The organism is Comamonas nitrativorans, from assembly GCF_042654765.1.
Lineage (GTDB): Bacteria > Pseudomonadota > Gammaproteobacteria > Burkholderiales > Burkholderiaceae_C > Comamonas > Comamonas nitrativorans.
Map to the genome: position 1 here is coordinate 193989 of NZ_JBHSEW010000003.1, position 22788 is coordinate 216776.

16 protein-coding genes are annotated in these 22788 nt (G+C 66.8%); 8 read left to right on the forward strand and 8 right to left on the reverse strand.

The genetic code is table 11. The features are described 5' to 3' along the window. The first annotated feature begins 31 nt into the window (after window positions 1-31). Window positions 32-4048, forward strand: a complete 4017-nt coding sequence (locus ACFO3A_RS05240; RefSeq protein ID WP_377724603.1) for a YhdP family protein — start codon at window positions 32-34, stop codon at window positions 4046-4048. Beyond that, window positions 4045-4863, forward strand: a complete 819-nt coding sequence (locus tag ACFO3A_RS05245; protein ID WP_377724605.1) for a carbon-nitrogen hydrolase family protein — start codon at window positions 4045-4047, stop codon at window positions 4861-4863. Before ACFO3A_RS05240 ends, ACFO3A_RS05245 begins: the two co-directional genes overlap by 4 nt. An 86-nt stretch (window positions 4864-4949) precedes the next feature. On the opposite strand, the gene ACFO3A_RS05250 is transcribed toward ACFO3A_RS05245, so the two are convergent. Then, complete coding sequence (locus ACFO3A_RS05250) at window positions 4950-6137, reverse strand: MFS transporter (RefSeq protein WP_377724685.1); 1188 nt, start codon at window positions 6135-6137, stop codon at window positions 4950-4952. Window positions 6138-6440: 303 nt separating this feature from the next. Here ACFO3A_RS05250 and ACFO3A_RS05255 point away from each other — a divergent pair, with 303 nt between their 5' ends. Together ACFO3A_RS05255 and uvrA are read left to right on the forward strand one after the other, a co-directional pair. Further along, a complete protein-coding gene (locus tag ACFO3A_RS05255) occupies window positions 6441-8048 on the forward strand; it encodes a methyl-accepting chemotaxis protein (protein ID WP_377724607.1) in 1608 nt (535 codons plus the stop codon). An 89-nt stretch (window positions 8049-8137) separates the two neighbouring features. Then, entirely contained in the window at window positions 8138-11104 is a 2967-nt protein-coding gene (gene uvrA, locus ACFO3A_RS05260; RefSeq protein ID WP_377724608.1) for an excinuclease ABC subunit UvrA, read from the forward strand. A gap of 25 nt (window positions 11105-11129) precedes the next feature. Here the strand turns inward: uvrA and ACFO3A_RS05265 are convergent, their stop codons facing one another. After that, complete coding sequence (locus tag ACFO3A_RS05265; RefSeq protein WP_377724609.1) at window positions 11130-11795, reverse strand: glutathione S-transferase family protein; 666 nt, start codon at window positions 11793-11795, stop codon at window positions 11130-11132. Window positions 11796-11855: 60 nt separating this feature from the next. Between ACFO3A_RS05265 and ACFO3A_RS05270 the strand changes: the two genes are divergently transcribed. Beyond that, the gene (locus tag ACFO3A_RS05270) at window positions 11856-13244 is read left to right on the forward strand and encodes an aminopeptidase P N-terminal domain-containing protein (protein WP_377724611.1); all 1389 of its coding nucleotides are present in this window, start codon (window positions 11856-11858) and stop codon (window positions 13242-13244) included. A gap of 61 nt (window positions 13245-13305) precedes the next feature. On the opposite strand, the gene ACFO3A_RS05275 is transcribed toward ACFO3A_RS05270, so the two are convergent. From ACFO3A_RS05275 to purB, 3 genes are all read right to left on the reverse strand, one after another. Continuing rightward, the gene (locus tag ACFO3A_RS05275; RefSeq protein ID WP_377724613.1) at window positions 13306-14499 is read right to left on the reverse strand and encodes a phosphoglycerate kinase; all 1194 of its coding nucleotides are present in this window, start codon (window positions 14497-14499) and stop codon (window positions 13306-13308) included. 73 nt (window positions 14500-14572) lie between these two features. Next, window positions 14573-15133 carry a YaeQ family protein gene (locus tag ACFO3A_RS05280; protein WP_377724615.1) on the reverse strand — a complete coding sequence of 187 codons (561 nt, stop codon included), beginning with the start codon at window positions 15131-15133 and terminating at the stop codon, window positions 14573-14575. A 113-nt stretch (window positions 15134-15246) separates the two neighbouring features. Continuing rightward, window positions 15247-16623: an adenylosuccinate lyase gene (gene purB, locus ACFO3A_RS05285; protein ID WP_377724617.1), complete on the reverse strand. Its 1377-nt coding sequence runs from the start codon at window positions 16621-16623 to the stop codon at window positions 15247-15249. Window positions 16624-17047: 424 nt separating this feature from the next. On the opposite strand from purB, the gene trxA reads away from it, so the two are divergent. After that, window positions 17048-18004: a thioredoxin gene (gene trxA, locus ACFO3A_RS05290; protein WP_377724618.1), complete on the forward strand. Its 957-nt coding sequence runs from the start codon at window positions 17048-17050 to the stop codon at window positions 18002-18004. 55 nt (window positions 18005-18059) lie between these two features. On the opposite strand, the gene ACFO3A_RS05295 is transcribed toward trxA, so the two are convergent. From ACFO3A_RS05295 to ACFO3A_RS05305, 3 genes are all read right to left on the reverse strand, one after another. Then, on the reverse strand, window positions 18060-18398 hold the full coding sequence (locus tag ACFO3A_RS05295; RefSeq protein ID WP_377724619.1) for a ribbon-helix-helix domain-containing protein: 339 nt from the start codon (window positions 18396-18398) through the stop codon (window positions 18060-18062). Between the two features lie 81 nt (window positions 18399-18479). After that, on the reverse strand, window positions 18480-19061 hold the full coding sequence (locus ACFO3A_RS05300) for a DJ-1/PfpI family protein (RefSeq protein ID WP_377724620.1): 582 nt from the start codon (window positions 19059-19061) through the stop codon (window positions 18480-18482). Window positions 19062-19153: 92 nt separating this feature from the next. Next, complete coding sequence (locus ACFO3A_RS05305) at window positions 19154-19693, reverse strand: GNAT family N-acetyltransferase (RefSeq protein WP_377724621.1); 540 nt, start codon at window positions 19691-19693, stop codon at window positions 19154-19156. Between the two features lie 147 nt (window positions 19694-19840). Between ACFO3A_RS05305 and ACFO3A_RS05310 the strand changes: the two genes are divergently transcribed. Together ACFO3A_RS05310 and ACFO3A_RS05315 are read left to right on the forward strand one after the other, a co-directional pair. Next, window positions 19841-20110, forward strand: coding sequence for a DUF2061 domain-containing protein (locus tag ACFO3A_RS05310; protein WP_377724623.1), 270 nt, complete (start codon window positions 19841-19843; stop codon window positions 20108-20110). A 196-nt stretch (window positions 20111-20306) separates the two neighbouring features. After that, window positions 20307-22619 carry an NADP-dependent malic enzyme gene (locus ACFO3A_RS05315; RefSeq protein WP_377724625.1) on the forward strand — a complete coding sequence of 771 codons (2313 nt, stop codon included), beginning with the start codon at window positions 20307-20309 and terminating at the stop codon, window positions 22617-22619. Window positions 22620-22788 lie beyond the last annotated feature (169 nt).

The following is a 22788-nucleotide window of genomic DNA, read 5'->3' on the forward strand; positions in this document are numbered from 1 at the left end:
CGATAATTTACGGCTGATCGACCTTCCCAGAATGAACAACTGCGCTCCGCTTCCCTCCCGACGTCTGCACTGGCTGGCCCTGTTTGCCCGTTGGGCCTTACGCGCAACACTGGCGGCCTGGCTGGTGTTCCTGTTGATCTGGGGCGGATTGCACTTGTTGATTGTGCCGCGAATCCCGCAGTGGGGCGCCTACGTGGAGCGCTGGGCCAGCCACGCCATAGGGGCTCCCGTGCGCATCGCCCGGCTGCAGGCCCAGGCCAACGGGCTGTTTCCCACGTTGCAGCTCGAAGGCATCGAGGTGCTCGACGCCCAGCAGCAACCGGCCCTGCGGCTGCCCAGGGCGGTGCTGACCGTTTCGCCGCGCTCCATCCTGCGCGGGGGGCTGGAGCAATTGTTCATCGACGCCCCGGTGCTGGACGTGCGCCGCCTGGCCGACGGGCGCTGGCAGGTGGCGGGGCTGACCTTCGACGCCACAGGCAGCAGCAACCCCCGTGCCCTGGAATGGCTGCTGGAACAGCCCGAGCTGGCCCTGGCCCAGGGCGAAATCCGGTTCAGCGACGCGCAGCAGGGGCAGGACATCACCCTGCACGATGTCCGGTTGGTGCTGCGCGGCAACCACTGGCGCCATGCCCTGCGCCTGGATGCGCAGGACGACCAGGGCCAGCAATTGCACGCCAGCGGCCTGTTCCGCCGCCCGCTGCTGCCGGGCCGCCAGCCGGTCTGGCAGCGCTGGAGCGGCCAATGGTTCGCCCAGCTGCAATTGCAGCAATTGCCCCGCCTGCCCTGGCCTGCGGCCTGGGGCATTGCCAACATCCAGGGGCAGGGACAAGCCCGGCTGTGGATGGATGTTCACGAAGGCGCAGTGGTCGGCACCAGCACCGACATGGCCCTGCAGCAGGCCCGCGTGCAATGGCGCGACCCGGCGCACCCGCCCCTGCAACTGAGCCAGGTGCAGGGCCGCCTGAGTGCCCAATGGCAGGCCGGCCCGGACGGCAGCGCCCCCAGCGCCTGGGCGGTGCAGGCCAGTGACTGGGGCTTTACCTGGCACCCCCACCACCAGGATGCCCCCGCGCAGCACTGGCCCGCCAGCAGCTGGTCGGTGCAAAGCGCCGGAGCGAATGCGCAGCAGCACCTGCGCCTGCAACTGGCCCGTGCCGACATCGGGCTGGCCCGCGAATTGCTGGCACAACTGCCCGTGGCGCCCCTGCCCAGCGCCGTGCAGGAACCGCTGCAGCGCCTGGCCCCGGCCGGGCAGATCGAACGCTTGCAACTGCGCTGGAGCCACGACCGTGGCCAGCCCCGCTACCAGGCCAGCGGCCACCTCACACAGTTGCAGTTGCGCAGCCAGCCGGACGCCACCGGCGTCGGTATTCCCGGCGTGGCGGGCCTGAACCTGCGCTTCGACCTGACCGAGGACGGCGGCAGCGCCGAACTGGACATGGCTCGGGGCCACCTGGAACTGCCCGGGGTGTTCGAAGACCCGACTCTCCCCCTGGATCAACTCCAGGCACAAGTGCGCTGGACGCACCGGCAGGGGCGCTGGCAGGTGCAGGTGAACAACGCCCGGTTTGCCAATGCCGATGCCGCCGGCAGCCTGCAGGCGCACTGGCGCACGGGCGACGACAACGCCCGGCCCTTCCCCGGCGTGCTGGACCTGAGCGGAAGCCTGACGCGTGCCGACGGCACCCGCGTCCACCGCTACCTGCCCCTGGAGATTCCTGCCGAGGCCCGCCACTACGTGCGTGACAGCGTGCGTGCCGGCAGCAGCCGGGACGTGCGCTTTGCCGTGCAGGGCGACCTGCACCACCTGCCGTTTCATGGCCCGGATGCGCAGGGACGGTTCTACATTGCCGCACAGATTGCCGATGCCATTTACGACTACGTGCCCGCCCACCTGCGCCCGGCCGGGCAGGCCCCCTGGCCGGTACTGCACGGCCTGTCCGGGCTGTTGATTTTCGACGGCGCCCGGATGCAGGTACGGGATGCCCGCACCGGCTTTGCCGGGCCGCAGGGCCCCATTCCCCGGCTGCAACTGGCCCATCTCCACGCCGACATTGCCGACCTGAGCGACCCGGTGGTCCACGTCCAGGCCCAGGACAAGGCCCCGCTGAACGCCTTGCTGCACACCCTGCGCGGCAGCGCCATCGAACAATTGACCGAAGGCGCCCTGGCCCAGGCCCGTGCCGAGGGCCTGGCGCAATTGCAATTGCAGTTGCAGCTGCCCATCGCCCGGCTGGAAAAAAGCACCGTCCAGGGGCAGCTCCAGCTGCAGCACAACCAGTTGCAGCTCACCCCGGATACCCCTGTGCTGCGCCAGGCGCAGGGGCGCATCGCGTTTTCGGAAAACGGCTTTGCCCTGCAGCAGGTTCAGGCCCAGACCCTGGGCGGCAGCGTCCAGCTGACCGGCGGGATGCAGCATCCGCAGACCGGCGTGAAAATCCAGGCGCTTGGTCAGGCCAGCGCCGCAGGCTTGCGGGCCGAAGCGCCGCTGGCCCTGGTGCGCCAGCTGGCTGCCCACGCCCAGGGCAGCAGCGCCTACCGGGTCGACATCACGGCCCTGGACAGCGGCCCCGAAGTGGTCGTGCGCAGCGATTTGCAGGGGTTGGCGCTGCAATTGCCCGCCCCGCTGGACAAAACCGCCGACACCCGCCTGCCGCTGCTGGTGCGCACCACCGCCCCGGCAAACGGCGGCACCGAATTGCAGGTGCTGCTGGAAAACCGCGGCCAGTTGCGCTACCAGTTGGACGCCCAGGGCCAGGTGCGCAGCGGCTTCATCACCCTGGGCGACGTGGCATTGCCGCCCGGCCTGCCCGACGGCATTGCCGCCGTCGTCCGACTGCCCGCGCTGGACCTGGACGCCTGGAGCCAGGTGCTGGACGATGCCGCCCCGACCGACAGCCGCAGCGCTGCGGCCCCGGGCGGCTGGGCCGGCTACCTGCCGCAGCGCCTGCAGCTGGACGTGCAGGCGCTGCGGCTGGCCCAGCGCAACCTGGGGCCCAGCAGCGCCCGGCTCACGCAGCGCCAGGGCCGCTGGCACGGGCAGCTCCAGGCCGAACAGTTCGCCGGCTACGTCGAATACCACCCCGCCGACGAGCGCAACCCCGGCGGTCTGGTCTTTGCCCGGCTGGAGCGCCTGCATATTCCCAAGACCGAGGTCGAGCACCTGCAGCAAAGCGGCCAGGCTCCACCGGCAGCCACCGGGGACTGGCCTGCCCTGGACATCCGCGTACAGGACTTCACCCTGGCCGACAAGGCACTGGGGCAGCTCACCTTGCTGGCCCGCCAGCCGCGTCCGGGCAATTGGGCGCTGGAGCGCCTGCAGCTGATTACCCCGGAAACCCGCTGGCAGGCCCACGGCGACTGGGCTGCAGCCGTGCCCGGCAGCCCCCGTCGCACGAACGTGGACTTCACGCTGGAGACGGAGAATGCCGGCCGGCTGCTCGAACGCCTGGGCATGCCCGGCGTGGTCCGCGACGGTAGCGGAACACTGCACGGCCAGCTCGGCTGGCAGGGCAGCCCGGCCACCCCGCACTGGCCCAGCATGGACGGCACGGTGCATCTGGACATGGGCAAGGGCCAGTTCCTGAAAGCCGACCCCGGCATCGGGCGGCTGCTCAGCGTGCTCAGCCTGCAGTCCATCAGTCGCCGCCTGTCGCTGGATTTCCGCGACGTGTTCAACGCCGGTTTCGCCTTCGACTTCGTGCGCGGCGACATCGCCGTGGCCAACGGCATCGCCCGCACCAACAACCTGCAGATGAAGGGGCTGAATGCCGCCGTGCTGATGGAAGGCCAGGCCAACCTGCAGGACGAAACCCAGCAGCTGCGCCTGGTGGTGGTGCCGGAGATTAACGCCATGACCGCCTCCCTGGTGGCCACGGCGATCAACCCCGTGATCGGCCTGGGCAGCTTCATCGCCCAGGCGCTGCTGCGCGGCCCGGCCATTGCGGCGGCCACGCGCACCTTCGACGTTACCGGCAGCTGGGAAGACCCCGTTGTCACCCCCGCTGCTGCCGCCACCCCGGCAACCGTGCCCCAGGAGACCCCATGAAAACCGCCACCCTGCAGATGTGCAGCAGCCCGGACGTGGCTGCCAACCTTGCCGGCGCCCGCGCCCTGATCGCCCAGGCTGCCGCCCAGGGCGCCGAACTGGTGCTGCTGCCCGAATACTTTTGCGGCATGGGCCTGCACGACCAGGACAAGCTGGCCTGGGCGGAAGACTTCGGCCACGGCCCGATCCAGGACGCGCTGGCCGCCTGGGCCTCTGAATTCGGCCTGTGGCTTATCGCCGGCACCCTGCCGCTGCGCGGCACGGCGGCGCAGCGGGTCCTGAACACCAGCCTGCTGTTCAACCCGCAAGGCCGGTGCAGCGCCCGCTACGACAAGATTCACCTGTTTCGCTTCGGCACCGAACGCGAGCAGTACGACGAAGCCGCCGTCATCCAGCCCGGCACGCAGCCCGTGGTGGCCGACATCACCGACCGCAGCGGCCAGCCGTGGCGCGTGGGCCTGAGCGTGTGCTACGACCTGCGCTTTCCCGAGCTGTACCGCCGCCACGCCCAGGCCGGGGCGGACATCCTGGTCGTGCCCAGCGCCTTCACCTTCACCACCGGCCAGGCGCACTGGGAAGTGCTGCTGCGGGCCCGGGCGATCGAGAACCAGTGCTTCGTCCTGGCCGCCGCGCAAGGCGGCCAGCACGTCAATGGTCGGCGCACCTGGGGCCACAGCATGGCCGTCGACGCCTGGGGCGAGGTGCTGGCCCAGCGTACCGACCCCGGCCCCGGGGTGGTGCTGGCAGAACTCGACCGCGCCCACCTGGCCCGGGTGCGCCGCCAGCTCCCGGCGCTGGAACACCGCGTTCTTTAAAAGATAGCTGTTTCCGCTGTATACAAGCGATATTCAGGATTAAAGCAATCTGAATATCAATATATACAAGCGGAAAAAGCTATTGTTTATGTATTCTTTACCGCCTCGCGCCCTATGGGTTGCAGTGGCCATGTAATCACCAGCCAGAACACGCACAGCACCGCCGTGGCGCCAAACACTCCGGCCATGCCGCCGTGGCGCGAGAGCAGGCCGCCCAGAAAGCCCCCGGCAAACAGGCCCAGCGACTGCAAGGTGTTGTACGCCCCCAGCGCCGCGCCGCGCAGGCTGTCCGGGGCCATGCGCGAGACGAGGCTGGGCTGGGTGGCCTCCAGCATGTTGAAGCCGATGAAAAACACCAGCATGGCCGCGCCCAGCGGCCACAGCGAGGGGGCGTCACCCGACAGCGTCAGCGCCCCCAGGCCGGCCTGCACCAGCAGGATCAGCACAATCGCCAGCAGCAAGGCGGTGCGCAACTGGCCCTTGCGCTCCATGGCAAACAGGCGCCCCAGTGCGGCAAACGACAGCAGCACGGCCGGCAGGTAGACCTGCCAGTGCGCCGCCTTGGCCAGCCCGGCCTGCACCAGCAGGGCGGGCACGGCCACCCACATGGCCATTTGCACGGTGTGCAGCACGAAGACCCCGGCGTTCAGGCGCAGCAGGTCGGGGTAGTGCAGCAAGTCGGCAAAGCGCCCACGGGGCAGGCTGGTATGCCGGCGTGGCTCGGGCGGCACGATGGCGACGACGGCGACGATGCCGGCCACGGTCAGCGCCAGGGTGATCCAGAAAATACCGGCCAGCCCCACCCAGCCGGCCAGCAGGGGGCTCAGGACCAGCGCCAGCGAAAACATCAGCGCGATGCTGCCGCCGACCATGGCCATGGCCTTGGTGCGCACGGTTTCGCGCGTCAGGTCGGCCAGCAGGGCGGTGACGGCCGCCGAGACGGCGCCCGCGCCCTGCAGGGCACGGCCCCAGACCAGACCCATGAGCGAGTCGGCCAGTGCGGCCATCAGGCTGCCGGCGGCAAAGACCAGCAGGCCCAGCACGATCACCTTCTTGCGGCCAAAGCGGTCGGAAGCCAGGCCCAGCGGCAGTTGAAAGACGGCCTGCGTCAGCCCGTACATGCCCAGGGCCAGGCCAACCATGGCCGGGTCGTCGCCCCCGGCGTAGTTCCGCGCCTCCAGGGCAAAGACCGGCAGCACCAGGAACAGGCCCAGCATGCGCAGCGCAAAAATCAGCGCCAGGCTGCCGCTGGAGCGCAGTTCCTGCCGGGTCATCTTGTTGGGGGCAGAGGTGGAAGTGGCGGCGGCTGCCGCAGAGGTTGAAGTGGACACGCGAGACTTCCCGCAAAAAAAGCTAGAACCAGGCCCGCACGTGCAGGCCCTTGAGGCACGGAATTCCATCCAGGAATGGAACGGCCCGCTATTGTGCGTATTCCGGAGAAAAGACGTGCATCTTCTGGAATACCCCAGCCTTCCCAACAAAACCTTTCAGGTGTATCAAGGATACTGTGTCGGCCCGGTGCCATTCTTGTCGCGCCCACCGGCCGCTTCCTTTTGCATACACAGACTGGACTTGCCATGCAATTTCTTACCCGCTTTACCGTTGCCCGCCGTCTGACGGCAGCCGTCGTCCTGTCCGCCCTGGGTCTGGTGGTCGTGGTGGTCATGCTCATGCTCTCGGAACGCAACCTGATGCTGACGGAGCGCTCCAACAACCTCAAAGGCATGGTGGACATCGCCGCCGGCATTGCCTCGCACTACCACGACCTGGCCAAAAGCCAGGACCTGCCCGAGGACGTGGCCAAGGAGCGGGCGCTCAAGGCCATCGGCAAGCTGCGCTATGGCGCTGGGGAATACTTCTGGGTCAACGACATGCAGGTTCACATGCTGATGCACCCCATCCGGCCCGAGCTGGACGGCAAGGACCTGAGCGGCAGTACCGACCCCACGGGCAAGCATCTGTTCGTCGCGTTTGTCGATACGGTGAAAAAGGACGGGCAGGGTTTTGTCGAATACCTCTGGCCCAAGCCCGGACACGACAACCCGGTGGCCAAAATTTCCTACGTCAAAGGCTACGCGCCCTGGGGCTGGGTGGTCGGTTCCGGGGTGTATGTCGATGACGTGCAGGCGCTGTTCCTCAAGCGCGTGATCGAGGCCTTGCTTATTGGCGGGATTTTCACCCTGCTGCTGGCCGCCACCATCTGGCTGATTTCGCGCAGCATCCTGCGCCAGCTGGGCGACGAGCCCACCGCGCTGAACACCCTGGTGCAAGCCGTGGCCCACGGCGATCTGGCCGCCCGCAGCCAGCAGCAGAAAGTGCATGACGGCAGCGTGCTGCACGGCATCCACCAGATGCAGGAGAGCATGACCCGCATCGTCGGCCAGGTACGCCACGGCGCCGAAGGCGTGGCCACCGCCAGCGCCGAAATCGCCCAGGGCAACCAGGATTTGTCCGCCCGCACGGAAAGCCAGGCCAGTGCCCTGGAGCAGACCGCCGCCTCGATGGAAGAACTGGGCGCCACCGTGCGCCACAACGCCGACAACGCCGCCCAGGCCAACCAGATGGCCGCCAACGCCCGCCAGATCGCCGACCAGGGCGGGCAGACGGTGGAGCAGGTCGTTCACATCATGCAGAGCATCCACGCCGACTCGACCAAGATCGGAGACATCATCGGCGTGATCGACAGCATTGCCTTCCAGACCAACATCCTGGCGCTGAACGCCGCCGTGGAAGCGGCCCGTGCCGGCGAACAAGGCCGGGGCTTTGCCGTGGTGGCATCGGAAGTGCGGGCCCTGGCCGGGCGCAGCGCCGATGCGGCCCGCCAGATCAAGCAGCTCATCCACGACAGCGTGACCCACGTCGACGAAGGGCGCGTGCTGGTGGATCAGGCGGGCAATACCATGCAGGAGGTGGTGACCGCCATCCGCCGCGTGACGGACATCATGGGCGAGATCAGCGCCGCCAGCCGCGAGCAAAGCGAAGGCGTCGGCCAGATCGGCGAGGCCATCACCCAGATGGACCATGTGACCCAGCAAAACGCTGCCCTGGTCGAGGAAATGGCTGCTGCCGCCGCCAGCCTGCAGACCCAGTCGCACCAGCTGGTGCAGACCGTCAGCGTGTTCCGCCTGCGGGACGGTGTCGGCCATCCCGGCAGCCATACCCCCACCCTGGGCTACCAGGAATAAGCCGGCCACAGCCTCCCTGCCCGCCGCTGCAAACGCCCCTATCATGGGGCGTTTTGCTTCTGCCTCGTTTTGCCTCGAACGGTTCTTCTGTGTCTGCCACCCTCCCTTTGTCCCCGCCTGCGGCCTACCTGGGCCAGCGCCTGATCAGCATTCGCGGGGCGCGTACCCACAATCTGCAAAACATCGATGTCGATATTCCGCGCAACCAGCTGGTGGTGATTACCGGCCTGTCCGGCTCGGGCAAGTCCAGCCTGGCCTTCGACACCCTGTACGCCGAGGGGCAGCGCCGCTACGTGGAAAGCCTGTCCACCTACGCGCGGCAGTTTCTGGGGCAACTGGACAAGCCGGATGTGGACGTGATCGAGGGCCTGTCCCCCGCCATCGCCATTGAGCAGAAGGCCACCAGCCACAACCCGCGCTCCACCGTCGGCACGGTGACCGAGATCAACGACTACCTGCGTCTGCTGCTGGCTCGCGCCGGGGTGCCGCACTGCCCGCAGCATGGGCAGCCCTTGCAGGCGCTGACCGTCAGCCAGATGGTCGATCGCCTGCTGCAACTGCCCGAGGGCACGCGCCTGATGCTGCTGGCCCCGGTGGTGAGCGGGCGCAAAGGGGAATTTGCCGAGTTGCTGGCGCAGTTGCAGGCCCAGGGCTTCGTGCGCTTTCGCATCGACGGGCAGATCGTGCAGGCGGGCGAGCTGCCCGCGCTGGACAAAACCCAGCGCCACGACATCGCCGTGGTGGTCGATCGCATCAAAGTGCGCCCCGACATCGCCCAACGCCTGGCCGAAAGCCTGGAAGCCGCCCTGCGCCTGGCCCCGGAAGCCGGGCGCATCGTGGTACTGGACATGGACGGCAATACCGAACTGACCCTGAGCAGCCGCTTCGCCTGCCCGCAGTGCCACTACGCCCTGGGCGAGCTGGAGCCGCGCCTGTTCTCCTTCAACGCTCCGCAGGGCGCCTGCCCTACCTGCAACGGCCTGGGCAGCGCGGAAGACTTCGACCCGCAGCGCGTGCTGGCGCACCCGGAGGTCAGTCTGGCCAACGGCGCCATTCCCGGCTGGGAACGGCGGCACGGCACCTACTTCGAACTGCTGCAAGCCGTGGCCCGGCATTACGGGCAGGACATCGAAGCGCCGTTTGCCAACTGGCCGCAGGCCGTGCAGGACGTGGTGCTGTGGGGTTCGGGCACCGAAGCCATCACCTTCACCTACCGGCACGACGGTCAAAGCCAGCCGGTGCAGCACCCGTTCGAGGGCGTGATTCCCAACCTCACGCGCCGCTGGGCCAGCCACCCCAGCGGCCCGCTGCACGACAGCCTGGCCGCGCTGCGCAGCAGCCGCCCCTGCCCCGATTGTCACGGCGCCCGGCTGCGGGTGGAGGCGCTGAACGTCTTCATCGGCGCGGGGGCGCAGCAGCGCAACATTCACGCCATCAGCACCAGCACCCTGAGCGAGGCGCTGGCCTGGTGCGAGGGCGTGCAGCTCACCGGCAACCAGGCCACCATTGCAGAAAAAATCCTGCAGGAAATCACCAACCGCCTGCGCTTTCTGACCGATGTCGGGCTGGGCTACCTGAACCTGTCGCGCAGCGCCGACAGCCTCTCGGGCGGCGAGGCGCAGCGCATCCGCCTGGCCAGCCAGATCGGCAGCGGCCTGTCCGGCGTGATGTACGTGCTGGACGAACCCAGCATCGGCCTGCACCAGCGCGACAATGACCGGCTGATTGCCACGCTGCAACGCCTGCGCGACCTGGGCAACAGCGTCATCGTCGTCGAGCATGACGCGGACATGATGCGCTGCGCCGACCACATCCTGGACCTGGGTCCCGGCGCAGGCATCCACGGCGGGCGCATCATGGCCCAGGGCACGGTGGCGCAGATCATGGCCAGCCCCGATTCGCCCACCGGCCAGTACCTCAGCGGCCAGCGTTCGATTGCCGTGCCCGCCCGGCGCACACCGTGGCTGCCGCTGCCGGTGCCGCCGCCCGTCCTGCCGAAAAACGCCTTCGGCCAGCCGCTGCAAAGCGCCCCGCCTGCCGAACACCCCGGCCTGCAATGCCTGCGCGTGCTGGGGGCCAGCGGGCACAACCTGCGCGGGGTAAGCGTGGACTTCCCCATCGGCCTCATCACCTGCGTGACGGGCGTGTCCGGCTCGGGCAAATCCACTCTGGTCAACGACACCCTGTATGCCGAAGCCGCCCGCCGCCTGCACCGCGCTGCCGCCCAGCCGCAGCCGCACGAGGCGTTGCTGGGCCTGGAGCTGATCGACAAGGTGATCTGCGTCGATCAGGCCCCCATTGGCCGCACCCCGCGCAGCAACCCGGCCACCTACACCGGCATCTTCACCCCCATCCGCGACCTGTTCGCCCAGGCGCCCACGGCCCGCGAACGCGGCTACGGCCCGGGGCGCTTCAGCTTCAACGTGGCCCAGGCCAGCGGCGGCGGGCGCTGCGAAGCCTGCCAGGGCGACGGCCTGATCAAGGTGGAGATGCACTTCCTGCCCGACGTGTACGTCGCCTGCGCCGTCTGCCACGGCCAGCGCTACAACCGCGAAACGCTGGAAGTGCAGTGGAAAAGCAAAAACATCGCCCAGGTGCTGGACATGACGGTGGAGGACGCCCTGGCCTTCTTCGCCGACCAGCCCGCCCTGGCCCGCCGCCTGCAAACCCTGATGGACGTGGGCCTGGGCTACATCCGCCTGGGGCAAAGCGCCACCACCCTCTCGGGCGGCGAGGCGCAGCGCGTCAAGCTGGCGCTGGAGCTGGGCCGGCGCGACACGGGCCGCACCCTCTACATTCTGGACGAGCCGACCACCGGCCTGCACTTTGCCGACGTGGAGCTGCTCCTCACCGTGCTGCAACGCCTGCGCGACGCGGGCAACACCATCGTCATCATCGAACACAACCTGGACGTGATCAAAACCGCCGACTGGCTCATCGACATCGGCCCCGAAGGCGGCGCCGGTGGCGGCCAGGTGGTTGCCCAGGGCACGCCGGAACAGGTGGCGGCAGATACCGCCAGCCACACCGGGCGGTATCTGCGCCCTTATTTGTAGCAGCGGGCGGAACGCAGGTACGTATTCAGCGCAGGTCAGGCGCAGGCGTGGGGTCGACCCCCTGGGCTTGCGCCGCCTCCTGCTGGATCTGCAGGCTTCGCTGGTAAGCGGGGCGTGCCTGCAGGTCGGCCCAATAGGCTTGTACGGCAGGGGGGTAGTGGTCTGCCAGACCCAGGTGCTGGCCCAGGAGCAGGGCATAGCCCACCGCCACATCGGCTGCCGTAAAACGCCCGGCACACAAGAATGGGGCATGGCCCAGCGCCGCTTCCACCGCCCGCAAACGCGCCAGAAACCAGCGGGCGTAATCCTCGGCCACCTGGGGCTGCTGGCGCTCGGGGGGTTCGAAGTGGCGGTAGCGCAGTACCAGGGTTTGGGGGAAGGTCAAGGTGGCATCGCTCATGTGCAGCCAGTTCAGGTACGCACCAAAATCCGCCTCCTGCTCCCGCACTTGCAGGGTGGTGTTGCCGCTACGGCGCACCAGATAATCACACATGGCCGCCGACTCCGTCATGCGCGTGGCGCCGTCCACCAGCAACGGCACCGTGCCCAGCGGGTTGTCCTGCAAGAACGTCCGCGCCTGCACCCTGGGGGGGAAAGGCAGCATGTGCAGCCGATAGGTCAGCCCCAGTTCCTCCAGCATCCACAAGGGGCGCAAGGAACGCGCACTCACGCAGTGGTACAGCTCGATCATGGTTAGTCTCCGTTTTTAATACTCAAAGCCGCCGCATCTTAAGCGCTACCATCCTCGCCCATGACTGCCTCTACCGCGCTACTGCCCCCCACTGCCTACCCTCTTTCTGTCTACGCCCAGCGCCGCGCCCGGCTGGCCGCCCAACTGGGTGACGGCGGCATCGCCATCGTCCCCACCGCGCCGGAGCGCCCGCGCAACCGCGACAACAGCTATCTGTACCGGCACGACAGCTACTTCTTCTACCTCACCGGCTTCACCGAACCGGGTGCCACCCTGGTGCTGGCCGCCGATGGCCACGCCACCCTGTTCTGCCAGCCCAAAGATCTGGAGCGCGAAATCTGGGACGGCTACCGCCTCGGCCCCGAAGCCGCGCCCGCCGCCCTGGGGCTGGACGCCGCCTTCGCCAACACCGCCATCGACGAGCAACTGCCCGCCCTGCTGGACAACCGGCAATGCGTCTGGTGGCCCTTCGCCACGCACGACGGCCTGGCCGCGCAGATCGAACGCTGGCTCACCCCCGTGCGCCAGCGTGCCCGCGCCGGTGTGCTGTGCCCCGCACAGCAAGGCGACCTGTGCCGCCTGCTGGACGACATGCGCCTCATCAAGGACGCGCACGAACTGGCCACCATGCGCCGCGCCGCCACCATCAGCGCCGCCGCCCACATCCGCGCCATGCAATGCAGCAGCCACATGCTGCGCAGCGGCCAGGACGTGCGCGAATACCACCTGGACGCCGAACTGCTGCACACCTTCCGCCACGGCGGCGCCCAGGGCGTGGCCTACGACAGCATCGTCGCTGCCGGGGCCAACGCCTGCGTGCTGCACTACCGCGCCGGCTGCACCCCCGTGCGCGACGGCGACCTGGTGCTGATCGACGCCGGTTGCGAACTGGACGGCTACGCCGCCGACATCACCCGCACCTTCCCCGCCAATGGCCGCTTCACCGGCCCGCAGCGCGACCTCTACCAGCTGGTGCTGGCCAGCCAGCACGCCGCCATCGCCGCCACCCGCGCCGGCAACCGCTTCAACGACCCGCACGACGCCACCGTCGCCGTGCTGGCCCAGGGCCTGCTCGACCTGGGCCTGCTGCAGGCCGACCGGCACGGCAGCACCCAGGACATCATCGAGAACAAAACCTACACCCAGTTCTACATGCACCGCACCAGCCACTGGCTGGGCATGGACGTGCATGACTGCGGCAGCTACACCGAACCCGGCGCCCCCGCCCGCCCCGACGGCAGCCGCCCCAGCCGCATCCTGCAGCCGGGCATGTGCCTGACCATCGAACCCGGCCTGTACGTGCGCCCCGCCGACGATGTGCCCGAACACTTCCACCACCTCGGCATCCGCATCGAGGACGACGCCGTCGTCACCGCCATCGGCTGCGAACTGCTGACGCGGGACGTGCCCGTGGAAGTGGCAGAGATCGAGGCGCTGATGCGGGCCTGAACCCGGACATGAAAAAACCGCCCGGGGTTTCCAGGCGGTTGCCGATGGGGCCGGGGCGGTTTTACCCCTGCGCCCGTTTTTCCAGAATCTCGAAGGCGGGCAGGGTCTTGCCTTCCAGCACTTCCAGGAAAGCGCCGCCGCCGGTGGAGATGTAGCCCACCTTGTCCTCGATGCCGTACTTGGCAATGGCCGCCAGGGTGTCGCCGCCGCCCGCGATGCTGAAGGCACTGGACTGGGCGATGGCCTCGGCAATCGCCTTGGTGCCGTCGGCGAACTGGTCGAACTCGAACACGCCGACCGGGCCGTTCCAGACGATGGTGCCCGCCTGCTTGAGTTGTGCAGCCAGCCTGGCGGCGGTTTCGGGGCCGATGTCCAGGATCAGGTCGTCATCGGCCACTTCGGTGGCTTTTTTCACGGTGGCGGCAGCGTCTGCGCCGAAGGTTTTGGCGGTCACCACGTCGGTGGGGATGGGCACTTCCGCGCCGCGTGCGGCCATGGCGGCGATCACGGCCTTGGCGTCATCGAGCAGATCGGGTTCGGCCAGCGATTTACCGATGTTCAGCCCCGCCGCCAGCATGAAGGTGTTGGCGATGCCGCCGCCGACGATGAGCTGGTCGACGTTGTTCGCCAGCGATTGCAGGATGGTCAGCTTGGTGGATACCTTGGAGCCAGCGACGATGGCAGCCAGCGGACGCGCCGGGTTGGCCAATGCCTTGCTGATGGCGTCGATTTCTGCCGACAGCAGCGGGCCGGCGCAGGCGATGGGCGCGTATTGCGCGATGCCGTAGGTGGTGCCCTCGGCGCGGTGGGCGGTGCCGAAGGCGTCGTGGACAAAGATGTCGCACAGCGCGGCCAGCTTGCGGGCCAGTTCTTCCTTGTTCTTTTTCTCGCCCACGTTCACGCGGCAGTTTTCCAGCAACACGACCTGGCCGGGCGCCACCTGCACGCCATCGACCCAGTTGGCGACCAGGGGCACGTCGCGGCCCAGCAGTTCGGACAGGCGCCGGGCGACGGGAGCCAGGCTGTCGGCGGGCTTGAATGCACCTTCCGTGGGGCGGCCCAGGTGGCTGGTGACCATGACGGCGGCCCCGGCCTGGAGCGCCATTTCGATGGCGGGCACGGAGGCGCGCACGCGCGTGTCCTCGGTGATCTGGCCCGCATCGTTCAGGGGCACGTTCAGGTCGGCACGGATGAAAACACGTTGGCCTTGGGCTTTGCCCTGGGCGCACAGGTCGGAGAAGCGCAGGATGTGCATGGGATGGTCTTATAGAAGATTGGGAAAATCCCGCGCATTGTAGGCAAGCGCCAACGCCAGAGTTACCGCCGGGTTACTGCCAGCGTTGCAACTCCGCCACGACCAGTCCCTGTTCGCTGGACAGGGTGAGCTGCCCGTCCTGAATCGTCGCCTGCAACTGCATGGAGCGCTGGGCCAGCGCGGCCAGTTCCTGCGCGGTTTCTGCCGCAATGCGCCAGACTTCCAGTTTTTTCTGCCGCGCCACCTTGTTTTCCAGCCCTTTCCACCACACTTCCGCCGCCGGGCCGAAGGGGTAGAGCAGCACCTGATCGGACTTGCTACACGCCTTGCTGATGGGTTTTTCCTCGGGCTGGCCCACTTCGATCCACAACCGCTTGGCGCCGGTGAAGTCGGTGATGTGGACGTCCGGGTCGTCCGGGTCGCTCAGGCCGGTGCCGAAGGCCAGCGTGCCGTCGCCGTTGCACAGCGCCTGCAACTGCCAGGCGTTCAGCGCCAGCGCCACCAGCCGCACCATCATGCGCTCGTCGGTTTCGCTGGGGTGGCGGGCCAGGGTCAGGTTGTGGTCGGCGTAGTAGCCATGGTCGATGTCGGCAATCGACAGGTTGGCTTTGAAGATGGTGGATTTCAGGGCCATGAGGGATTCATATAAAAAACAAGAGCTGCTTCCGCAGGGTTTCCCTGGTTTTGGCAGCTCTTTATATTTGAAATGCTTATCTAATCAGCGGTGGAAGCTATCAAATCATTCGATCAGATACGTTGGGCCAGTTCGACGGCCTTGCCGATGTAGCTGGCCGGGGTCATTGCCAGCAGGCGCTGCTTGTCGGCCTCGGGGATGTCCAGGCTGCGGATGAGCTGGTGCAAATCCTCGGCCAGCACGCTCTTGCCGCGCGTGACTTCCTTGAGTTTTTCGTAGGCCCCGGCCACGCCGTAGCGGCGCATGACGGTCTGGATCGGCTCGGCCAGCACTTCCCAGGCGGCGTCCAGGTCTTCGGCCAGGCGTTCTTCGTTCAGTTCCAGCTTGTTCAGGCCGGTCATCAGCGAAGCGTAGGCCAGCGTGGCGTAGCCCAGCGCCACGCCGATGTTGCGCAGCACGGTGGAGTCGGTCAGGTCGCGCTGCCAGCGGCTGATGGGCAGCTTCTCGGCCAGATGGCGCAGCACGGCATTGGCCAGGCCCAGGTTGCCTTCGCAGTTCTCGAAGTCGATGGGGTTGACCTTGTGCGGCATGGTGGACGAGCCGATCTCGCCCGCCTTCAGGCGCTGCTTGAAGTAGCCCAGGCTGACGTAGCCCCAGATGTCGCGTGACAGGTCGATCAGGATGGTGTTGGCGCGGGCCACGGCGTCGAACACCTCGGCCATGTAGTCGTGCGGCTCGATCTGGATGGAATAAGGCTGGAAGGTCAGCCCCAGGCCCACCGGCTCGGCGCTTTCCACCACCTTGCGGCTGAACGCCTCCCAGTCGTGCGTGGGGTAGGCGGCCAGATGGGCGTTGTAGTTGCCCACGGCGCCGTTCATCTTGGCCAGAATCTGCACGCCCTCGATCTGCGCGATCGCCTTGTTCAAACGCATGGCGACGGTGGCGATCTCCTTGCCCACCGTGGTCGGGCTGGCGGTCTGGCCGTGCGTGCGGCTGAGCATGGGCACGGCGGCAAACTGGTGCGCCATCTCGCGCAGCTTGGCGGCCACGGCGTTCAGGCCGGTCAGCAGCACCTCGCGCCCGGCGCGGATCTGCAGGGCATGGCTGGTGTTGTTGATGTCCTCGCTGGTGCAGGCGAAGTGGACGAACTCGGACGCCTTTTCCAGCTCGGCGTGGCCCTTGAATTGGTTCTTGATCCAGTATTCGACGGCTTTCACGTCGTGGTTGGTGGTTTTCTCGATGTCCTTGATCGCCTGGGCGTCAGACTCGCTGAAATTCGCCACCAGCCCCAGCAGCAGTTCACGGGCTGCGCCGGACAGCGGCGCAAATTCCGGCAGACCGGCATCCGACAGGGCGATGAACCACGTCACCTCCACCTGAACGCGGCGGTGCATGTAGCCGTATTCGCTCATGATGGGGCGCAGGGGGGCAAGTTTGGCGGCGTAGCGGCCGTCCAGCGGAGAGAGGGCGGTAAGGGCAGAGAGGTTCATGGGCGGCGATTGTAAAGGCCGCCCCCGGCGCAGCCCTGCGCCGTTTGCGAATGCTGCCGCGCCCAATGGTGCCCAATGTTTTGGCCCCAGCCCGGGCAATGCCGGGCTGGGGCCAGGAAGAAAAAGCGCTGCAAGGCAACCCGTGGGCAACTTAAGAGAGGGAGGGAGGAGAGACACCCCCAGGCTGGCATTCAAGACGATGGCCGTGCCCCGCAGCGAAAAAGTCCGCAAAACCAGAGGTCTTACCCAGCATAAGGTGGGGCGGGAGGGCGGAAGTTCCAGCCCTTTACAACTTCTTTACGTTTTTGCGCTGCACACAGTTGGTCCGCACCGCCCCCTCTGGCAAAAGCGGACAGCGCCCCAAGATATCCGGGAGAATCACCCCATCCGCGCCCCCGGGCGAGCGTCACGAGAGTTATCCCCCATGATCGACATCACCCTAGAGAATTTTGAAGCCGAGGTCATCGCCACCTCCATGCACACCCCGGTACTGGTGGACTTCTGGGCCACCTGGTGCGGCCCGTGCAAGACGCTGGTGCCCACGCTGGAAAAGCTGGAGGCCGACTACGGCGGACGCTTCATCCTGGCCAAGATCGACGTGGACGCCAACCAGCAGATCGCCGCCATGTTCGGCGTGCGCAGCGTGCCCACCTGCGTGCTGATGGTCGGCGGCCAGCCCGTCGACGGTTTCATGGGGGCGCAAAGCGAAGGCCAGGTGCGCCAGTTCCTGGACAAGCACTTGCCCAGCGAGGACGCCCTGCACGCCGAGGCCGAAGCGCAAGAGGCCCAGCAGCTCATGCAGGAGGGCGACACCGACGCCGCCCTGCAAAAGCTGGCCGAAGCCGTGGCCGCCGACCCCGGCAACGACGATGCCCGCTTCGACTACGTGCGCCTGCTGATCGCCAGCGGCGGCATCGAGGAAGCCACCGCCCTGTTGCAGGAACCGCTCAAGCGCATCCCCCAGCCACTGCGTTTTGCGGCCCTGAGCGAATGGCTCCAGTGCATCGTGTTTGCCCAGCACGACCCGCGTGCCGAATGGCCGCTGGCGCAGTTCGAGGCGACCATTGCGCACAACAAGCGCGACTTCGACACGCGCTTTGCCAAGGCCCAGCTGCTGGCCGCCGCCGGGCAGTGGACGGACAGCATGGACGAACTGCTGGAAATCATCATGCGCGACAAGACCTGGAACGAGCAGGCCGCCCGCAAGCTGTTCGTCGCCATCCTGGAACTGCTCACCCCGCCCAAGCCGAAAAAGCAGGACGCCGTGCCCGGCAAGAGCGCCGGCGGCATCGAACTGCTGGGCAAGAATGCCGCCGCACAGGACGCGGCCACGGCGCTGATCGACAGCTACCGGCGCAAACTGAGCATGGCGCTCAATTGACCGTCAGAAACAAGAGCTGCTGGCGCTTTCCTGGCAAGGGAAAGTGCCATTTTTATTAGGAATACATATGCCGGGATTCCAGCACGATGGAGCGGATGGGAATGCGCACGTCCTGCGGAATCTGCCCGTCGAGCTGTAGCGCCAGGTAGCGCATACAGCACACGCGCAGGAACGAGGTGAAGTTGGTCGGCTCTGCCGAGCGCTCGCGCAGCAGCTCGTCGTACAGCGTGGTGCATAACTGGGGCACGGTGTAACCGTCGCGGGCGGCGATTTTCTCCAGCACGTCCCAGAACAGGTTCTCCAGGCGGATGCTGGTCGCCACCCCGTGCAGGCGCAGCGACCGGGTGCGGGAGCTGTAAAGCGCCGGGTCGGCGCTGATGAAAACTTGGCACATACGGCATTCCAAACCAGACAGGGCAGGCGGCAATGGTGGCCACCTGCCCCGGGGTTTGTCAAACCTCGGTGCGTGGGCCGGTTACAGGGTGATCTGCGTGCCCAGCAGTTTCAGGAACTGCGCCATCCAGGCCGGATGGGCGGGCCAGGCCGGGGCGCTGACCAGGTTGCCCTGGGTGTGCGCCTGATCGACCGGAATGTCCACATAGCTGCCGCCGCCCAGGATCACTTCCGCGCGGCAGGCCGGGTAGGCCGAGCAGGCACGGCCTTGCAGCACCCCGGCCCCGGCCAGCAGCTGGGCGCCGTGGCAGATGGCGGCCACGGGCTTGTCGGTATCGAAGAAGTGGCGCACGGCGGCGCACACGGCCTCGTCGTTGCGCAGGTATTCGGGGCCACGGCCACCGGGGATGACCAGGGCGTCGTAGTCCGCCGGGTCGATGTCGGCAAACGTGGCGTTCAGCGTGAAGTTGTGGCCCGGCTTTTCGCTGTAGGTCTGGGCGCCTTCGAAGTCGTGGATGGCCGTCTTGATCTGCTCGCCCGCCTGCTTGTTCGGGCAGACCGCATCGACCCGGTGGCCTACGGCCAGCAGGGTCTGGAACGGCACCATGGTTTCGTAGTCCTCGCAGTAGTCACCGCAGATCATCAGGATTTTCTTGCTGGCCATGTCTGTCTCCTTCGTTGGCAAAAAAACCATTGTCTGCCCCCACCCGGCAACGCGGGTATTAGCCGATTACTACGCGGCGGCACACGCTGGGGCTACAGGCGGCGGGTCATGTACAGCGCTCCGGCGCCGTAGCTGTCCAGGTGCTGCTGCTCGATAGGGCTGGTGACTTTTTGCTCGGCAAACCCGTAGCGCTGCCAGAACCGGCTGGAGCCTTGCACCGCCACCAGGGCCATGTGCGCCACGGCGCGGGAGCGGGCCAGCTCCATCAGCCGGAGAACCAGGGCATGGGCTACCTTCTGCCCGGCCAGCGCCGGCAGCACCGAGATGTCGTGCAGGTACAGCGCCGGGGCGGCCTGCGGCGGCGGGGGGTCGAAGTCGCCATTGAGTGCCGTGATATGGCCCACCGCCGACCAGTACGCCGCCGCATAGGCCAGCAGCCCGGATTCACCGGGGCGCTCCACGCCCAGGGAACACTGGTGCCCGGCGGCCAGGCGCCGGGCAAAGACGGCGCGGCTTTCACAAAACTGGACGCCATACGCCTGGGTCTGGATGTGCAGCAGGCTGTCCACATCGGCAGCCGTCAGGGGCCGGATGGCCCAATGGTTCACGGGGGCAGACACTACAGCGGACATGACCGGCACAGACCTCCTTCAGCAAGACGAAAAAGAGCGTAAACAGGTTCCAAGGGTAATGGAAATTGCTGATTTTGCAGATAGGAAAAACCGAACACAACGCAAATAAGAATTATTATCATAAGAACAACTTTTGGAGAGATTGCCATGACTGCCCTGACCACCCTGCTGCGCCGCCACCAGCGTACCCTGCTGAAAACCTTGAGCTACTACTGCCTGCACATCACCGTGGCCATCGGCGTGGCGTATGCCGTGACGGGCAACCTGTGGGTGGCCATGACCCTGAGCCTGCTGGAGCCGACCGTGCAGATGCTGTTCTTTTTCGTCCATGAAAAGCTCTGGGATCGTAAAAAACAAGAGCGCCTTCCGCTGAATCAGTGGGAAATCAACGATGAAAAGCCTATGAAAACGGCATGAATCAAGCGCAAATAGCTTCTTTTTATATGTATGCCGATATTGCATACCTGAAAGTTAATCTGTTTGACCCAGGGGCCGATCGCAGGCGCAGCAGGCGAACAGGGGCAGCGGCCTACAATGCCCGTTTCCTTTGACAAACCGCCTGCGCCCGCATCGCGCGGCCGCAGGCCCTCTCTGCGCTTCACGCCCGCCTGCCATGCCTCAGAACACTCCCTCCCCGGCCCTGATCGATAAAAAAGCGCTGCTGCGCCAGTCGGCGCTGGAGTACCACCAGTTTCCCAAGCCCGGCAAGGTGGCCATTGCCGCCACCAAACCCATGGGCAACCAGCACGACCTGGCGCTGGCCTACTCCCCCGGCGTGGCTGCGCCCTGCGAGGAAATCGTCAAGGACCCTGCCGCCGCCTTCAAATACACCAGCCGGGGCAACCTGGTGGGCGTGATCTCCAACGGCACCGCCGTGCTGGGCCTGGGCGACATCGGTGCGCTGGCCTCCAAGCCGGTGATGGAAGGCAAGGGCGTGCTGTTCAAGAAGTTCGCCGGGGTGGATGTGTTCGACATCGAGATCGACGAGAAGGACCCGCAGAAGCTGGTGGAAGTGATCGCCGCACTGGAGCCGACCTTCGGCGCCATCAACCTCGAAGACATCAAGGCGCCCGACTGCTTCTACGTCGAGCGCGAGCTGCGCAAGCGCCTGAACATTCCCGTTTTTCACGACGACCAGCACGGCACGGCCATCACCGTGGCCGCCGCCATGGTCAATGCCCTGAAGGTGGCGGGCAAGAAGATCGACGAGGTCAAGCTGGTCGCCTCCGGCGCGGGCGCTGCCGCCCTGGCCTGCCTGAATCTGCTGCTGGTGCTGGGGCTGAAGCGCGAAAACGTCTTCGTCACCGACCTGGCCGGCGTGGTCTACGAAGGTCGCACCGAGCTGATGGACGAGGACAAGGCCCTGTTCGCGCAAAAAACCGAGCTGCGCACCCTGGGCCAGGTGATCGAGGGCGCAGATGCCTTCCTGGGCCTGTCCGCCGGCAACGTGCTGAAAAAGGACATGGTCGCCAAGATGGCCGCCACGCCCATCATCTTCGCCCTGGCCAACCCCAACCCGGAAATCCTGCCCGAAGATGTCAAGGCCGTGCGCGATGACGCCATCATCGCCACGGGCCGCACGGACTACCCCAACCAGGTAAACAACGTGCTGTGCTTCCCCTATATCTTCCGGGGCGCACTGGACTGCGGGGCCACCACCGTCACCAAGGAGATGGAAGTGGCCGCCGTCCACGCCATTGCCGATCTGGCCCAGGCCGAGCAAAGCGAGGAAGTGGCCGCCGCCTACGTCGGCCAGCCGCTGTCCTTCGGGCCGGAATACCTCATCCCCAAGCCGTTCGACCCGCGCCTGATGCTGATCGTCGCCCCCGCCGTGGCCCAGGCCGCCGCCGACTGCGGCGTGGCCCTGCGCCCGATTGCCGACATGGCTGCCTACCGCGAGCAGCTCAAGACCTTCGTCTACGCCTCGGGCACCATGATGAAACCCATCGTCATGACCGCCAAGGCCGCCACCAAGAAGCGCGTGGCCTACGCCGAGGGCGAGGAAGAGCGCGTGCTGCGTGCTGCGCAGATCGTGGTGGACGAACGCATCGCCCGCCCCACGCTGATCGGCCGCCCGCTGGTCATTGCCCAGCGCATCGAAAAATTCGGCCTGCGCCTGCAGGAAGGGCGCGACTACGACATCGTCAACGTCGAGCATGACGAGCGCTACCACGACTTCTGGCAGACCTACCACCGGATGACCGAGCGCAAAGGCATCACCGAGCCGATGGCCAAGATCGAAATGCGCCGTCGCCTGACCCTGATCGGCACCATGCTGCTGCACAAGGGCGAGGTGGACGGCCTGATCTGCGGCACCTGGGGCAGCACGGCCCTGCACCTGAACTACATCGACCAGGTGATTGGCCGGCGTCCCGGCACCCTGACCTACGCCTGCATGAACTGCCTGCTGCTGCCCGAGCGCCAGGTGTTCATCGTCGATACCCACGTCAACTACGACCCCAGCGCCGAGCAGCTGGCCGAAATCACCCTCATGGCCGCCGAAGAGATCAAGCGCTTCGGCATCAAGCCCAAGGTGGCCCTGCTCTCGCACAGCAATTTCGGCTCCAGCAACCAGCCCAGCGCCGTCAAAATGCGGGCCACCCTGGAGCTGCTGCGCGTGCAGGCGCCGTGGCTGGAAGTGGATGGCGAAATGCACGGCGACGTGGCCCTGGACGGCGAAGCCCGCCTGGAGCTGATGCCGCACAGCACGCTGGAAGGCGACGCCAACCTGCTGGTGCTGCCCAATATCGACGCGGCCAACATCAGCTACAACCTGCTCAAGCAGGCCGCGGGCGGCGGTATCGCCATCGGCCCGGTGCTGCTGGGCGCCGACCAGCCGGTGCATGTCCTCACCCCCAGCGCCACCGTGCGCCGCATCGTGAACATGACGGCGCTGACCGTCGCGGACGCCAACGCCGGGCGCTAACGGCCCCCCAGCCTGCCGTGCGCCCTTCGGCCACCAACCGGGCCGCAGTGGCCCGGCAGGCTTGCTTTTTCAGGGGGGCTCCTTCACACTTGCGCCCGTTTTCAAGCCTCCCCCACCCTTCTTTTTCCGGCCGTGTCCTCGTCCCTGTCTCCCCTTGCCGTGCTGCGCC

Coding starts and splice junctions, on each gene's coding strand:
- ACFO3A_RS05240 (WP_377724603.1), top strand. CDS start 32: ATGAACAACTGCGCTCCGCTTCCCTCCCGACGTCTGCACTGGCTGGCC.
- ACFO3A_RS05245 (WP_377724605.1), top strand. CDS start 4,045: ATGAAAACCGCCACCCTGCAGATGTGCAGCAGCCCGGACGTGGCTGCC.
- ACFO3A_RS05250 (WP_377724685.1), bottom strand. CDS start 6,137: ATGACCCGGCAGGAACTGCGCTCCAGCGGCAGCCTGGCGCTGATTTTT.
- ACFO3A_RS05255 (WP_377724607.1), top strand. CDS start 6,441: ATGCAATTTCTTACCCGCTTTACCGTTGCCCGCCGTCTGACGGCAGCC.
- ACFO3A_RS05265 (WP_377724609.1), bottom strand. CDS start 11,795: ATGATCGAGCTGTACCACTGCGTGAGTGCGCGTTCCTTGCGCCCCTTG.
- ACFO3A_RS05270 (WP_377724611.1), top strand. CDS start 11,856: ATGACTGCCTCTACCGCGCTACTGCCCCCCACTGCCTACCCTCTTTCT.
- ACFO3A_RS05275 (WP_377724613.1), bottom strand. CDS start 14,499: ATGCACATCCTGCGCTTCTCCGACCTGTGCGCCCAGGGCAAAGCCCAA.
- ACFO3A_RS05280 (WP_377724615.1), bottom strand. CDS start 15,133: ATGGCCCTGAAATCCACCATCTTCAAAGCCAACCTGTCGATTGCCGAC.
- purB (WP_377724617.1), bottom strand. CDS start 16,623: ATGAACCTCTCTGCCCTTACCGCCCTCTCTCCGCTGGACGGCCGCTAC.
- trxA (WP_377724618.1), top strand. CDS start 17,048: ATGATCGACATCACCCTAGAGAATTTTGAAGCCGAGGTCATCGCCACC.
- ACFO3A_RS05295 (WP_377724619.1), bottom strand. CDS start 18,398: ATGTGCCAAGTTTTCATCAGCGCCGACCCGGCGCTTTACAGCTCCCGC.
- ACFO3A_RS05300 (WP_377724620.1), bottom strand. CDS start 19,061: ATGGCCAGCAAGAAAATCCTGATGATCTGCGGTGACTACTGCGAGGAC.
- ACFO3A_RS05305 (WP_377724621.1), bottom strand. CDS start 19,693: ATGTCCGCTGTAGTGTCTGCCCCCGTGAACCATTGGGCCATCCGGCCC.
- ACFO3A_RS05310 (WP_377724623.1), top strand. CDS start 19,841: ATGACTGCCCTGACCACCCTGCTGCGCCGCCACCAGCGTACCCTGCTG.
- ACFO3A_RS05315 (WP_377724625.1), top strand. CDS start 20,307: ATGCCTCAGAACACTCCCTCCCCGGCCCTGATCGATAAAAAAGCGCTG.